At 65.7% G+C, this 14,223-nt stretch carries 10 protein-coding genes and 1 pseudogene; 1 reads left to right on the top strand and 10 read right to left on the bottom strand.

Annotated elements, in window-relative coordinates; genetic code table 11:
- Positions 1-13: 13 nt before the first annotated feature.
- From QTI24_RS19160 to QTI24_RS19145, 4 genes are read right to left on the bottom strand one after another with little or no spacing between them, the layout of a single operon-like run.
- Positions 14-799 (bottom strand): enoyl-CoA hydratase-related protein, encoded by a 786-nt coding sequence (locus tag QTI24_RS19160; RefSeq protein ID WP_286602611.1) that lies wholly within the window; start codon positions 797-799, stop codon positions 14-16.
- Positions 796-2,334 (bottom strand): 3-hydroxyacyl-CoA dehydrogenase, encoded by a 1,539-nt coding sequence (locus QTI24_RS19155; RefSeq protein WP_503011284.1) that lies wholly within the window; start codon positions 2,332-2,334, stop codon positions 796-798. The genes QTI24_RS19160 and QTI24_RS19155 overlap by 4 nt, the downstream gene beginning before the upstream one ends.
- Positions 2,321-2,926: a glutathione S-transferase family protein gene (locus QTI24_RS19150; RefSeq protein WP_286602608.1), complete on the bottom strand. Its 606-nt coding sequence runs from the start codon at positions 2,924-2,926 to the stop codon at positions 2,321-2,323. The genes QTI24_RS19155 and QTI24_RS19150 overlap by 14 nt, the downstream gene beginning before the upstream one ends.
- Positions 2,927-2,937: 11 nt before the next feature.
- Entirely contained in the window at positions 2,938-4,167 is a 1,230-nt protein-coding gene (locus QTI24_RS19145) for a CaiB/BaiF CoA transferase family protein (protein WP_286602607.1), read from the bottom strand.
- 202 nt (positions 4,168-4,369) lie between these two features.
- Here QTI24_RS19145 and QTI24_RS19140 point away from each other — a divergent pair, with 202 nt between their 5' ends.
- Positions 4,370-5,338 carry a Bug family tripartite tricarboxylate transporter substrate binding protein gene (locus QTI24_RS19140; RefSeq protein WP_286602606.1) on the top strand — a complete coding sequence of 323 codons (969 nt, stop codon included), beginning with the start codon at positions 4,370-4,372 and terminating at the stop codon, positions 5,336-5,338.
- Positions 5,339-5,420: 82 nt separating this feature from the next.
- Here QTI24_RS19140 and QTI24_RS19135 read toward each other — a convergent pair whose 3' ends face one another.
- The 6 genes and pseudogenes from QTI24_RS19135 to QTI24_RS19110 all read right to left on the bottom strand — a co-directional run bounded on the left by QTI24_RS19135 (position 5,421) and on the right by QTI24_RS19110 (position 14,111).
- Positions 5,421-6,647 (bottom strand): acyl-CoA dehydrogenase family protein, encoded by a 1,227-nt coding sequence (locus tag QTI24_RS19135; RefSeq protein WP_286602605.1) that lies wholly within the window; start codon positions 6,645-6,647, stop codon positions 5,421-5,423.
- A 116-nt stretch (positions 6,648-6,763) separates the two neighbouring features.
- Positions 6,764-7,783, bottom strand: coding sequence for a Bug family tripartite tricarboxylate transporter substrate binding protein (locus QTI24_RS19130; protein ID WP_286602604.1), 1,020 nt, complete (start codon positions 7,781-7,783; stop codon positions 6,764-6,766).
- 3 nt (positions 7,784-7,786) lie between these two features.
- On the bottom strand, positions 7,787-8,563 hold the full coding sequence (locus QTI24_RS19125) for an enoyl-CoA hydratase/isomerase family protein (RefSeq protein ID WP_286602602.1): 777 nt from the start codon (positions 8,561-8,563) through the stop codon (positions 7,787-7,789).
- Between the two features lie 228 nt (positions 8,564-8,791).
- Positions 8,792-8,976, bottom strand: a pseudogene (locus QTI24_RS19120) (acyl-CoA dehydrogenase family protein); the annotation flags it as partial.
- Between the two features lie 124 nt (positions 8,977-9,100).
- On the bottom strand, positions 9,101-10,948 hold the full coding sequence (locus tag QTI24_RS19115) for an adenylate/guanylate cyclase domain-containing protein (RefSeq protein WP_286602601.1): 1,848 nt from the start codon (positions 10,946-10,948) through the stop codon (positions 9,101-9,103).
- 376 nt (positions 10,949-11,324) lie between these two features.
- The gene (locus QTI24_RS19110; protein ID WP_286602600.1) at positions 11,325-14,111 is read right to left on the bottom strand and encodes an ATP-binding protein; all 2,787 of its coding nucleotides are present in this window, start codon (positions 14,109-14,111) and stop codon (positions 11,325-11,327) included.
- Positions 14,112-14,223: the final 112 nt, after the last annotated feature.

The following is a 14,223-nucleotide window of genomic DNA, read 5'->3' as shown; positions in this document are numbered from 1 at the left end:
GCGGGAGCCCGGATCAGCGCCCCTCGTAGCGCGGAGCGCGCTTTTCGAGAAACGCGCGCATGCCTTCCTTCTGGTCCTCGCTGTCGAACAGCCGTTCGAAGTAGCGGCGCTCGAGCGCAAGCGCGGTGTCCATCGGCACGTCCGCACCGAGACGCACCGCGTCGCGAATGGACTGAACCGCCAGCGGCGGCATGGCGGCGATCTGTCCAGCCAATTCGATGGCCCGCGTCAGCGCTTGCCCAGTCGGAACCAACTCGCTCACGACATTGGCCATGTAGGCGTCGCCGGCCGGGATCATGTCGCCGGTCAGGCTCCACAGCAGCGTCTTGTAGCGCCCCGCGGCGCGCAGCAGCCGCTGCGTGCCGCCGGCACCGGGCATGATTCCGACCCGTATTTCGGGCTGACCGAACTTGGCGTCCTCCGCCGCGATGATGACGTCGCAGGCCAGCGCCAGTTCGCAGCCACCACCCAGCGCGTAGCCTTCCATTGCGGCGATCACTGGCTTCGAGAGTTGCCGCACCACGTGGAAGACCCGGTCGGTGTCCAGGCGCACATGGTCGTTCGGTCGCATGGTCGACATCTCGCCGATGTCGGTGCCGGCGACGAAATAGCCTTCGCAGCCGGTCAGCACCACGGCGGCAACGGCATCGTCGTTCGCCAGCGCCTCCAGCTGCTCGACCAGGTCGCGCTTGACCTGGAGATTCAGGGCATTGCGACGCTCCGGCCGGTCGATGGTCACGATGCCGACACGGCCTCTGCGCTCGCAGCGCACCACGGGACAAAGGGTCTCGGCATTCATGAGGCGGCCTGCACTTCGCGCTGCAGCCACACCGAACCACGGTAGCGGTCCTCACCATAGCTTGCGCCCAGATTGCGAACCGTGCGAAGCACCGTTGCCAGACCGATGTCGCGGCCCCATGCCATCGGACCGACGGGGTAGTTGACGCCCTTTCTCATCGCTGCGTCGACGCTGTCGGCGGAGGCGATGCCCTGGTAGACGGCTTCAGCGCCTTCGTTGACCAGCATGGCCACCGTGCGCATCACCAACATGCCGGGCACGTCCGCGAGCTGCGAGACACGCTTGCCCAATGCGCCGAACAGGCCCGCGGCCTTGAGGACGTCGGCGGCGCTTGCCTGGGCCGCCGCGGCAATGGCAATTCGGCCACAGGTGGCGAAATCAAGGGCGAGGTCGAACAGCACCACGGCCTCACCCAGCGCGGCGGCGCGCTCGGTCGCGGTGCGGCCATCGGTCAACGCAAGTACAAGCCCGTCGATGCGCAAAAGGCCATCGCCTGCCGACCGCTCCAGGCGAATGTCGTCAAGCGTCGCCAACAGATCGACCAGCGGTCGCGCCGGGCCGAGGTCGCCCTCGACACGAACGACCAATGGCTTCCTGACCGTCGCGAGCTCGTCGATCACGACGGGACCTGCACCGTCGCGGTAGTCGAAAAAGCCTCGGCCCGACTTGCGTCCCAGCCAGCCGGCATCGACGAGATCCTTCTGCATCAGCGATGGCTTGTAGCGCGGATCGTCGAAGAAGGCTTGGTATACCGAACGAGTGACTGCGAAGTTGACGTCGTGGCCGATCATGTCCATGAGTTCGCACGGCCCCATGCGGAAGCCGCCGGACTCGCGCATCACGGCATCGAGGGTCGCGGGCGAGGCCACCTGCTCCTGCAACAGCCGCAGGGCCTCGCCATAGAACGGGCGCGCGACCCGGTTGACGATGAAGCCCGGCGTCGAGCGGCAGTGCACCGGCGTCTTGCCCCAGGCCAGCGCCGTCGCAAAGATCGTCTGCGCCACGTCGGGCGCGGTGACGTGGCCGCTGACAACTTCCACCAGCGGCAGCACGGTGGCCGGGTTGAAGAAATGCATGCCGACGACGCGCTCCGGTCGCTTCAATCGACCGGCCAGCGCGGTGACCGACAGTGAGGAGGTGTTGGTGGCGACGATGGCATCGACAGGCAATTGGCTTTCCAGCGCCGAGAGCGCGTTGACCTTGGCTTCGAGGTCTTCGTAAATGACCTCGATCACGAGACCGACCTCGGCCATTGCGCCGTCGGGCAATGTGGATTGAACGCGCTTCAGCACTTCGTCGCGTGCCGCACTGTCGAGCTTGCCGCGCGCCACCCGCTTGTCCAGGCTTGCGCGGATCATGCCGAGGCCGCGCTCGACTGCCGCGTCGCTGGCATCGCGCAGGTAGACCGTGTGCCCGGCGGCGGCCGCCACCTCCGCGATGCCGCTTCCCATGGTGCCGGCACCGACCACGATGACGCTCTTCGTCAGCGGCAACGCATCGCCGCAGCTCGAGGTGTGTTGATCAGCCATCGACAGGCTCCGTGGATTGGAAGGACGGGCGAGCCTGCAAAGTTGCAAACCAGTCGGCGAGACGGGGCGCCAGCGCGCGCCAGCCCAGGGCGTCGAAGCGGTAGTCGAGATACCCGAGGGCGCAGCCAAGCGTCACGTGGCCGATGGAGAACGGCGCGCCGCCGATCGGGTCGGCCTCTGCGTCGAGCAATTTCAACGCAGCGCGGGTCTTGAGCTCGAAGGCATCCGTCAGCGCCTGCAACGGATGCTCGCGTTCGCGCTCGTTGCGCCACAGGATCAGCACATCGAGCAGGCCATCCCCCAGCGCATGCCAGCGCAACGCCTGCCATCGTGCCTCGCCCTGCACCGGGAACAGCGAACCGCCGGCCTGATCGTTCAGGTATTCGCAGATCACGATCGAATCGAAAAGCGTCGAGCCGTCTTCGCGAACCAGCGTCGGAATCTTCGACAACGGGTTGTCCACCATGAGGGCCGCGTTGGGATTGAGCATGGCCGCCACCGAGCGCACGAGCTCGAGCTTGTGCACGACGTCGAGTTCGTGCGCGCAGATCATCACCTTTCGCACATAGGGCGACTTGGGTGACCAGTGCAGTTTCATCTTTTCCGCCATCAGATCGCTCCCGCGGCGCGCAAGGAATCGATGCATCCCGGGCTGTAGCCCAGCTCCGCGAGGATGTCATCGCTGTGCTGGCCGAGCAGGGGCGGGGCGGACTGTGTCTGCAGCGGCGACTCGGCAAAGCGCATCGGGCTGACCACCTGGGGCACGTCGACGCCGCTCGGGTGCGGCACGTAGCGCAGCATCTCGCGCGCCTTGACTTGCGGTTCCTTGAACACATCCGCCACGGTGTTGATGGGGCCGCAAGGCACGCCCGCCTTGTCGAGGGCTGCAATCAGCCGGTCGCGCTCCCACTCGGCGAAGACGTCGCGCAACATGCCCGATAGTTCGCCGATGTTGCGCACCCGTTGTGCGTTGGTGGCGAAGCGTTCGTCGACGATCCAGTCGGGCCGCCCGAACACCTCGCACAGCTTCGCGAACTGGCCGTCGTTGCCCACCACCAGGATCACATCGCCGTCCGCGCAAGCGTACACGTCCTGCGGCTGGATGTTGGGATGCGCGTTGCCGTTCCGGCGCGGCACCTTGCCCGAGACCAGATAGTTCATGGCCTGATTGGACAGGGTGGCGACCTGCACATCGAGCATCGCGATGTCGATGTTGTCGCCGACGCCCGTTTCGTTGCGCCGTGCCAATGCGGCCAGCACTGAGACGGCGGTGTACATGCCGGTCATCAGGTCGACCATCGGGATGCCGACCTTCTGCGGCCCGCCGCCCGGGCGACCGTCCTTCTCGCCGGTCACGCTCATCAGGCCGCCCATGGCCTGGATGAGGAAGTCGTACGCGGGTTGGTCGCGCCGCGGTCCCGTCTGGCCGAAGCCGGTGACCGAGCAGTAGATGAGGCGCGGGTTGATCTCGCGCAGCGAAGCCTCGTCGAGCCCGTAGCGCTTGAGGGTGCCGGCCTTGTAGTTCTCCAGCACGATGTCCGCCTTGGCGGCCAACGCCTTGACGATCTTCTGCCCTTCGGGCTTTTCGAGGCTCACGGTGATCGAGCGCTTGCCGCGATTGACGGCGAGGTAGTAGCCCGCTTCCTTGGTGTCCTTGCCCTCGGCGTCCTTCAGGAACGGAGGGCCCCAGGTGCGGGTGTCGTCGCCAGCGCCCGGCCGTTCGACCTTGATCACGTCGGCGCCGAGGTCGGCGAGGATCTGGCTGGCCCAGGGGGCGGCGAGGATGCGGCTCAGATCAAGCACCTTGACGTGCGAGAGGGGGCCCTTGGCGGTGGTCATGTGAAGTCTCCTTTGGATGGAGACAATTCTGGAAGTGCGATGCGTTCCGGGCTACGCCCTCGGCGGCAACGCTGTGATGCGCCGCGGCGCATACCGGCGTCCCGCACTGCACCGGTCCGCATAGCAGGTTTGCGCGGAAGAGCGGTGCCACGAGACGGCCATGTTCCTAAAGTCCATTCATCACGAACCGGAGACATTGACCATGAATCGACTTTTCAAATCCGCCGCGACACTTGCCTTCGCATTGGCCGCAACTTCAGGATGGGCGCAGGCCTACCCGACCAAACCGATCCGCGTGATCGTGCCCTTCCCCGCAGGCGGTCCTGTCGACCAGACAGCGCGCGCGCTGGGCTCCCGGCTGGGTACGTCGCTGGGCCAGTCCATCATCATCGACAACAAAGGTGGTGCGGGCGGCCTGCTCGGCGCCGACGCCGTTGCCAAATCGGCGGCCGATGGCTACACGCTGCTGTTCTCCTCTGCCGGCGCACTGGCCATCGTTCCGCACATCGTGCCGTCGATGCCCTACAACCCGCAGAAGGACCTGGTGGCCGTCACCCAGGCACTCAAGGTGCCTGCAGTGCTGGTCGTGGCTGCCAACTCGAAGTTCAAGACATTCGCCGACTTGAAGGCCGCTGCCACGGGCGATGCCAGCAAGATCAACTACGCTTCGGCCGGCAGCGGCACCACGCCGCACCTGCAAGCCGAGTTGCTCAAGCGCGAAGCGAAGCTCAACATGAACCACATTCCCTATCGGGGTGCGGCACCCGCGCTGACGGACCTCATGGGCGGGCAGGTGGACATGATGATGGTCGACATCCCGGTGGTGCTGCCCTTCATCCAGTCGGGCAAGCTGCGCGCGCTGGCGGTGACCAATGCCAAGCGAATCCCGGTGCTCAAGGATGTGCCCACTGTCGGCGAGCTGGGCTTGCCCAAGGCCGAGGCCTACAACTGGTACGGAATGCTCGCCCCGGCTCGCACACCGCCCGAGATCATCAACAAGCTGTACACCTCCGTCGGTGCCGCATTGCGCTCGCCGGAACTGAAGCAGCAATTCGATCAGCAAGGCGTGGAAGTCGTCGGCAGCAAGCCGGAGGAATTCGGAGCATTCATCTCCGCGGAGTCGGAACGCTGGGGCACGCTGGCAAAGGCGGTGGGCGCCAAGCTGGAATAGCGCGGCGGCCGAAGGCATCGGCCGAGTCGGCCGGTCGAATTGCAGACTTCAGCGCTCGTGTGGGCGCTGAAGTCTTTTCCCTTTACGCTGCGATCGGCCTCTTGGACAACTCCAGCTTGGCGATGGCATTGCGGTGCACTTCATCCGGGCCGTCGACGATGCGCACAGTGCGCTGGTGCGCATAGGCCTCGGCCAGCCAGAAGTCCTGACTGACGCCGGCCGCACCATGCGCCTGGATCGCCCAGTCGACCACCTTGCACGACGTGTTGGGCGCGACCACCTTGATCATGGCGATCTCCGCACGCGCTTCCTTGTTGCCGACCGTGTCCATCTTGTGGGCAGCATTCAGCGTCAGCAATCGCGCCTGGTCGATCAGGCAGCGCGACTCGGCGATGCGTTCATGCCAGACGGATTGCTCGGCCAGCGGCTTGCCGAAGGCGATGCGCGAACGAAGGCGGTCGCACATCATCTCCAGCGCGCGCTCGGCGGCGCCGATGGAACGCATGCAGTGGTGGATGCGTCCAGGGCCAAGGCGGCCCTGGGCGATCTCGAAGCCACGGCCTTCGCCCAGGAGGATGTTGCCGACCGGCACGCGGACGTTTTCCAGCAGAACTTCCATGTGGCCGTGCGGTGCGTCGTCATAGCCGAACACCGACAGGTGGCGCAACACGCTCACGCCGGGCGTGTCGCGCGGCACCAGCACCATCGACTGTTGCGCATGGCGCGGCGCGTCAGGGTCGGTCTTTCCCATCACGATGAAGATCTTGCAGCGCGGGCTGCCCGCGCCGGACGAGAACCACTTGCGGCCGTTGATGACGTACTCGTCGCCCTCGCGCGTGATGGTGCACTGGATGTTGGTGGCGTCCGAAGAGGCAACGGCCGGCTCGGTCATCAGGAAGCCGGAGCGGATCTGGCCGGCGAGCAGCGGCTCGAGCCACTGGTCCTTCTGCGCCTCGGTGCCGTAGCGCTCGATGGTTTCCATGTTGCCCGTGTCGGGCGCCGAGCAGTTGAACACCTCGCCGGACCAGGAGACACGGCCCATCACTTCGCACAGAGGTGCGTAGTCCAGGTTCGAAATACCCGGCACGCCGCGATACTCGTGCGGCAGGAACATGTTCCAGAGGCCGGCGGCGCGCGCGAGCGGCTTGAGCTCCTCGATCAGCGGCGACACCTGCCAGGCATTGCCCGAGCGACGGAATGCATCCATCTCCTCGTAGTAGCGTCCCTCGTTGGGATAGATGTGCTGGTCGAAGAACTGCCGCATCCGCTGCAGCAGGTCCTGTGTCTTGGGGGAGGGTTCGGCAAACATGGTGTGTCCTTCAGTCTTGAGGGCCGCGTCCGGTCCTGACGCTTGCTGTTCAAGATTAGAACGCTGCCGATGGAAAGAAGCCGTCTCGCGTGTGACGAGCGGCTGGCGATCGGAAACTAGTCGAGGCGCACGCCGGAGCGCTTCACCACCTCCGACCACTTCGCTGTATCCGCGCGAATCAGTGCCGCGAATTCCTTCGACGTGCTGAGACGAACTTCGATGCCGGCATCGGCCATCTGCCGGACGATGTCAGGCGACGACATGGCCGCGCCGATCTCGTCATGCAACTTCGCGACGATGTTGCTGGGCGTGCCGGCCGGCGCGAGCACGCCGAGCCAGAGCGACATTTCGTAGCCGGCCATGCCAGGTGTTTCCGAGATGGTTGGCACGTTCGGCATGGTCGGCAGGCGCTTGCGGCCGGTGAGCCCGAGCGGGCGCACTTTCCCGGTCTTGACGTATTCGACGAAGTTCGACGCAGTGTCGAACATCATCGAAGTGCGGCCGCCGAGGAAGTCGGTCATCGCGGGCGCGCTCCCCTTGTAGGGGACGTGCGTCAGGTCGGCCTTGGCCAGGCTCTTGAAGAGCTCGCCGGACAGGTGGCTGGTCGTGCCGTTGCCCGCCGATGCAAAGGTCAGCTCCCCGGGCTTTTTGCGCGCAAGCTCGATGAGGTCGGCCACCGACTTGGCGGGCACGTCCGGATTGACCACGAGCAGGTTCGACGTGTTGTGCGTCAGCGTGATGGGCTCGAAGCTCTTGGCCGGGTCATAGCGCAGGTTCTTGTACAGGCTCGGGTTGATGGTGAGCGAACCCATGGTGGCGAACAGCAGCGTGTAGCCATCCGGTGCCGCAGTCGCCACGGCTTCGGCGCCGCTGCCGCCGCCAGCACCAGCGCGGTTGTCGATGATCACGGCCTGGCCGAGTCGTTCCGCCAACTTCTGGCCCATGGTGCGTGCCATCAGGTCGGTCGCGCCACCTGCGGGGAACGGCACGACGAGGCGGATCGGCTTGTCCGGGTACCCGGCCGCATGGGCAGGCAGACCCAACGCGGAGAGCCCGAACGACCCGCAGGCCAGCAGCATTCCGCGTCGCGTCGGGTGCAGGTTGCCCGGCCGCAAGCGTGAGTCAGCGGGCGCCATGGATCAGCGTCCCGTGAAGACCGGCGCGCGCTTTTCCGCAAACGCCCGCTGCGCTTCCTTCGCGTCGTCGGTCTTGCCGATCAGCGCCGTCATGTCCTGTTCGTAGCGATAGCCATCGCGCAGGCTCATGTCCTCGATCACGTTCAGCGTGTGCTTGCCCATGCGGGTCGACACCGGGCTCTTGGACGCGATGGTGGCCGCGATCTCCAGCGCCTTCGGCATCAAATCCTCCGGTGACGTGCACTCTTCGATGATGCCGAGGCGATAGAGCTCGGCCCCTGGTACGCGCATGCCGGTCAACATCATCCGACGCAGGCGGGAGTGGCTGAAGAGCCGCATCGCGTGGCGGCAGCCGCCGAGCAGACCCACGTCGACTTCGGGCAGGCCGAGCGATGCTTTTTCCGATGCGATCAGGATGTCGCTGGAGGCGGCCATCGCGACACCGGAGCCGAGCGCAGCGCCGTTGATCGCACAGATCACCGGCTTGGCGCATTCTCGGATCGCATGGAAACATTCGCGTGTTCGCCTCGAGTGCGCGGGCAGGTCGCCCGGGCCCTTGATGACCGAAGCGCGGCCCTTGAGGTCGGCGCCGGCACAGAACACCTTGCCCGCGCCGGTCAGCACGACGACGCGCACTTCGTCCATCTCCGAGATCCGATCGAGAGCCAGCGTGAGTTCGTCGTTGAGCGTGCGCGTGAGCGCATTCACTGGCGGGCTGTTGAGCGTGAGGGTGGCTACGAAGTTGTTCAGTTCGTAGTTGAGTTGGGTCAGGTCGTCCATGGTCTCCATTTCCGGCGCGAAACGCGCTCGTCTTGTTCGGTGTTGCCAGTCTAGTGACGGGACTCCCTCGACGAAGCCATCCCTCCCACAGAGCTGGTATGCAGTTTTCGGCAAGTCGCTTGAGCGGAAACGGAGAGCTCATCGCTCAAAGCTGGCTGTCCAATTTTTTCGTACTGCCAGGCGTGTACGACAGCAAACGGCGTTACGACCGGTTGAATCCGCAACGCAAAACAGTTCAGCCGTGTCGGCGCGGGCTGGCCCACCTTGTGCAGCTTGCGCCCGCGCCGGAAGCCTGCGCGATCGGCCTCCACCATGATCAGGCTCACCCCCTTGGCGCCGGCTGCGGGATCGGTCTTGCAGACCAGCATGATCATGTCGCAGCTCAGGCCGTTGCTGATGAAGGTCTTCGCGCCGTGCCGATCTGAAAGGTCGACTTTCGGGGATGCTGCAGTGCAGCAACTTTGGAGATCGCCTGCGGACACCTATTGGATTCGGTTAGAAACTGCCGCTCATTTGCGCCGGACCCCTGGCCAGTCGTCAAGGAGGTGGTGACTTCAAGTTCACCTCGGTGCCCGACTCCTCGGCCATCCGTCGCTTGGCCGAGATGAAGTCGTCGGCGGACTCGCGGGTCACTTCTCCACACCGGACAAGCCCCTCAAGGTAGAAATCCCGAAGCTGCTTGAGCCACACCGGGTTGTTGGCAACCCGCGAAAAGCGCCTGCGCACCTTGGCCTCCTCGCGAACCGTGGCGATCAGGCTTTGCGCCTGTCTTATCTGCCCGCTGTTGGCATAGGCGGAACTGAGGAAGCTCACGGAGGCCCAGTATCTCGGCAGGACATTGAGCGACTTCTCCAGCCATGGGGCGGCCGCAACAGAGTCCCCCGCAAGCAGGGTGGCCATTCCCTTGAATAGGTACCACGCCCAGCGATGCGGATCGAGCGGAGACAGTGCCAGCGCGCGCTCAAGATGAGGATGCGCCTGCTCGCAGTGGCCGCCATAGACCTGCAACGCGCCCAGCCAGGCGTGCAGGCGGGCGGAGTTCGAACTGAGTTCGAAGGCAGTTTCCGCTGCAGCCGCGGCAGCCGAAGGGCGGAACTGGAGATGGCGCAGTCGCGAAACCATTTCCTGAGCCCACGGATCAGGCGAATTCAAGGCCATAGCGCGCGAAAGCACCTCGTCAGCCTGCTCGATCTGCTCGTCCGACTCTGGCCCAGGCCAACTGTCGGCTTGCGTAACGAGAAGTGCTCCGCGCCAGACCAGAGCTTCCGCGTTGTCGGGATCGATCGTCAAAGCACGATCGATGAGTCCTAGCGACCGTCGATAGTCCTGCTGCTCCCAGGCCAGCCCGCCGCCGCTACGAGCCTGCATGACCAGATCGGCGGCCATCGCGTTCGTGGGTCGTTCCCTTTTCGTGCGCATTCCCTCCGCGACGACCAATTGGATGCCCAGCGCATTGGCCAAGCGAGCGACCACTTCGCGACGCAGAGCACGAAGGTCAGCCTGGCTCGTACTGATTCGATCCGACCAGACAATTCCACCGGTGGCCGCGTCCGACAGTTGGGCATTGAGCTCGATGTCCGCCGATGTCCGCTCGATTCGTCCCTGAAGCACATAGCGGACGCCGAACTCTCTCGCTGCGCCGCGCACGTCGATGCGCTGCTTCTTGAGTGACATCGCCGTCGAGCTGCCGATGACATAGCTGCCACGAAGCTTCGACAACTCGGTGGTGATGTCATCCGTCACGGCGTCCGCAAAGTACGCCTGCTGCTCGGAAGCCTGGGGCTCCACGAAGGGCAGCACGAGTACCGACAGACTGGGCGAGCCTCCAAGAGGAGGGAGCGAAGCCCGATTGAGAGCGGCCCGAGTGAACCGGAACACGCGCACCGGCATGGCAATGTTCTTGAACAGATGCTCACCCGCATCTTCCATGTCGATGTCCGAGCCCCGGGTGGTTGCTCCCCGGACGGCGCTGGACAGTGCAATTCCGCCCGGGGCCGCAAGGGCCTGCAGACGGGCGGCGACGTTAACGCCATCGCCATACACGGTGCCGTCGGGCTTCTCGATCACATCCCCCAAGTGGATGCCAATGCGAAACGCCAGCCGCCTTCCGTCCAATGCACCGTCGGCTCTTTCGTTCAGTGCATCCTGAACGGCGATCGCCGCCGCGATGGCTCCGCCGGCGCTATCGAAGACGGCAAGGATCGAATCACCCGCGGTATCGACGACCCGGCCGCCCTGCCCTTCGATGTGAGCGCGGAAAATCGCCCTTGCGGCTTCGAGCTCACGCAGGGTTCCCAGATGGTCGTCTGCCATCAGCCGCGCATAGCCCTCCGCATCGGCGGCAAGAATGGCTACTAGCCGAAGGCAAACGTCGCCCTGATGCATGGGGATGTCTTGGGAGCCGGCGATGAGTGGATTCTCCTGCGGCCAACTTGCCCGGTCAAAACAGGGACGGGCTGCAATGCTCCAGCGTTGGACTTCGAGCCTCCCGTTTGCGCGGTCGCTGCACCGGCCCACTCGGAAAGTTTCACCGCGACCATTGGCGCTGACAAAGCAGCATGACGTCCGGTCCGGCGCCCGGCCGAGCGAGCGTCCAATTAGTTCAAAGTAGGTCCGGAACAGTCCGGAGGCAGCCGGAGCTGGCGTCTCCCACGATGCAAAAAACGATAGGGAAATGTTGTCGCATCGTGTCGGAAACGATGGCCGACGACAATCCCCGGCCTTTGCTAGCTATTGGACAAAACTTGAATTGAATTCGCCGCTAGCGCATCGCCTCGAGCAGACGGCTGGCCGCCCGCAGGTCACGCGTGTCGAATCCCTCCGAGAAGCCTTCGTACACCGGCCGCAACAAGCTGCGCGCATCCTCCAGCCGCCCGTCCTTCATCCACACGCCCGCCAGGCCCGTCGCGCATCGAAGCCGCCAGGCCAGGGCATCGTGCTGCCGGGATGTCTCCACCGCTTCGACCAGCAGGGCTTCGGCCAAGTGGCTTGTCTCGGGCCTCCGGCCCATGAGGTTCGCTTTCGCGCGCAGCAACTCCGACAAGGAGCACCGATCCTCGAAGCGTCGGGCGCGCTCGATGCCTGCCGTGGCCAGTTCAATCCCCTCGTCTTCGCGATCGATAAGGCCCAGTGCCTCGCAGACCGCCGAGACGAAACCGGTGTAGTGCAGCACGTAGAGCGCTTCGCCGATCTCGTCGAAGGCTGGACGCAGGTCACGCTCGTAGGCCAGACCGTCGCCGGCGCCCAGCGCGAGCAGGCCGTTCCACATGCGTCCGCGGGCCTTCCAGGTCGAGATGCCGTGGCGGCGCGTGGCCGCGACGGCCGCTGCGGCCGCATCCCCCAGCGCGGACGCGCCGCCGGTCAGGACGGTGATAGCGCACAGCCCCTCGGTGAGGGCATAGCAAATCGAAGGCGCGTGGTCGAGTGCGCGTGCGGTTTCCACCGCCTGCCGCGCCGCACGCATGGCCTGATCCGCAAAGCCCTGTAGCCACAGCGTATGCGCCAGCGAGCTCAGCGCAATCGTCTTCTGCTCGTAGATGAAGCGGGTCTGGTGCGAGCGGTAAACCGGCGCCTCATAGCGCTCGGCCACGCGTTGCAGCCCGCTGCGGGCCTCGCCCAAGCATCCCTGGCAGAGCAGCGACATGCCTGTCATTCGGCTGCCGACAAGGCGGTCGGCCTTGTGAGGCCGCGCGTCGGCCAGTGCCGAGAAGCGCCGGGCCAGCGCCAGGGCGGCCTCGTAGTTGCCGTTGAGGTATGTGACGCTCCACGTCCCCCAGATCGCGCGCAGCCGGTACTCATCGTCGCCCAGCCTCTCTGCGTAATCGAGCGCACGCCTGAAGGCGGCGCCGGTCTCCGAGCCGACGCCCTGGTACAGCAGGGAGGCGCCCTTCGCGGCATACAGCTTCATCCGCGATCGGCTGTCCACCACCTCCTCGTCGTCGAGGTGGGCTAGGGCTTGATTTACGCGTGCCAGGCATTCCTCGAGCAACCCGGACTGCATCCACAGCGATACGGCGCTCGTGGTCAGCGCAACGCCGAGCGAGGGGTCGCCTTCCGGCGAAAAGCTCCAGTTGACCGCTGTCCGCAGACCCTCGAGATGGCCGGCGTACAGGGCAACCCATTCGGCCGTGGGCAGGGTCTCCCACTCGATCTCGGCGCGCACGAAGAGGTCGCGGTGGTGTTGCGCGTGGCGCAGCGAATACTCCCGCAGGACGCCCCGAGCCTGCATCTTCTCTCGCGCATAGACTTGGGTAGTCTCCAGCAGGCGGTACTTCGCGCGGGCCGCACCATCCACCGTGATGAGGGACTTCTCCACCAGCTGCGAGAGGCACTCGACCACTGCGGCTGACGGAATGTCCGCTGAGGAAGCAACGGCCGAGGCCGACTCCATGGAGAACGAACCGAAGAAGACGCCCAACCTGCCGAGGACTTCGCGCTCCTGCGCAGACAGGAGTTCGTAGCTCCAGTCCAAGGCGGCGCGCAGCGTCTTCTGCCGCGGCAGGGCGGTCCGGACGCCGCCGGTGAGCAAATTGAACCGATCGTCGATGCGGTCGGCAACGCCCTCGAGTCCAAAGACCCGCACGCGTGCCGCGGCCAGCTCGATGGCAAGCGGAATGCCGTCGAGATGCCGGCAGATGCGCGCCTTGAGCTCGGCAGCCTGCGCCTTGCCGGCCGACTCTTCGCCACCGGCGGAAGCGGCGCGGGCATCGAAAAGCTGCAGGGCGCCGAAGGCCAGCAGTTCGTCGACGTCGCGGACCTCCTCGCCGGGCACATCGAGCGACGCGACCCGGTAGACGTACTCGCCGTCGACCTTGAGCGCCTCGCGACTCGTGGCGATGACGCTGACGAACGGCCCGGCGCGCAACAGCTTCTCGGTGATCTGCGCCGCGGCGTCGACCAGGTGCTCGCAGTTGTCCAGCACGAGCAGCATGCGTCGATGGCTGATCGCCGAGGCGATGCGGTCCAGCGAAGGGGTACCTGCGCCCTGCGGAAAGCCGAGAGCCTCCGCCACGGTGGCGGGAAGAAACTCCGCCGCCGAAACGGGCCCCAACTCGGCGATCGACACGCCATCGGGAAAGCCGGCTGCCAGGCTACGGGCGGCCTCGATGGCAAGCCGCGTCTTGCCGACACCGCCGGCTCCCACGAGGGTAATCAGCCGGCTGCTCGCGGCCAGCTCGACGATCTCCCGCAGCGCGGCCTCGCGCCCGATCAGAGGCGTCACGCTCACCGGCAGCGCACGCATAGCCGAAGCGACGGTAGACACGGCCTGCAGGCCCTCGGCCTCCGGCGCGCCGAGCCCGTCCGCGATCTCGGCGACGAACTGGTAGCCGCGGCCGGCGACGGTTCGGATCACCATCCGGTCATCACCCAGCGCGCGGCGCAGCGCCGAGATCTGCGCCTCCAGCGTGTTCTCCTCGACGATCCGGCCGGGCCAGGCCTGCAGCATCAGCTCGTCCTTGGTGACCACGGCGCCTCGACCTTCGACGAGGGCGATCAGGATGTCGAAAGCCCTGCCGCCCAGGCTGACGGGGCGGCCTTCGCGCAGCAACTCACGCCGCTGGACAGATACCTGGCAGCGGCCGAATGCAAACGACGGGCTCGGGTAAGCGGCGAGTTTCATCCTAAAAGAGGCGGGGCTGCGCAGCCGGGTGGGCGGAGTT

The sequence above is a fragment of the Variovorax sp. J22P240 genome, from assembly GCF_030316855.1.
GTDB lineage: Bacteria > Pseudomonadota > Gammaproteobacteria > Burkholderiales > Burkholderiaceae_C > Variovorax.
This window is presented reverse-complemented; position numbering and strand designations above follow the sequence as displayed.

Coding starts and splice junctions, on each gene's coding strand:
- QTI24_RS19125 (WP_286602602.1), bottom strand. CDS start 8,563: ATGGACGACCTGACCCAACTCAACTACGAACTGAACAACTTCGTAGCC.
- QTI24_RS19115 (WP_286602601.1), bottom strand. CDS start 10,948: ATGCATCAGGGCGACGTTTGCCTTCGGCTAGTAGCCATTCTTGCCGCC.
- QTI24_RS19130 (WP_286602604.1), bottom strand. CDS start 7,783: ATGGCGCCCGCTGACTCACGCTTGCGGCCGGGCAACCTGCACCCGACG.
- QTI24_RS19135 (WP_286602605.1), bottom strand. CDS start 6,647: ATGTTTGCCGAACCCTCCCCCAAGACACAGGACCTGCTGCAGCGGATG.
- QTI24_RS19145 (WP_286602607.1), bottom strand. CDS start 4,167: ATGACCACCGCCAAGGGCCCCCTCTCGCACGTCAAGGTGCTTGATCTG.
- QTI24_RS19140 (WP_286602606.1), top strand. CDS start 4,370: ATGAATCGACTTTTCAAATCCGCCGCGACACTTGCCTTCGCATTGGCC.
- QTI24_RS19150 (WP_286602608.1), bottom strand. CDS start 2,926: ATGAAACTGCACTGGTCACCCAAGTCGCCCTATGTGCGAAAGGTGATG.
- QTI24_RS19160 (WP_286602611.1), bottom strand. CDS start 799: ATGAATGCCGAGACCCTTTGTCCCGTGGTGCGCTGCGAGCGCAGAGGC.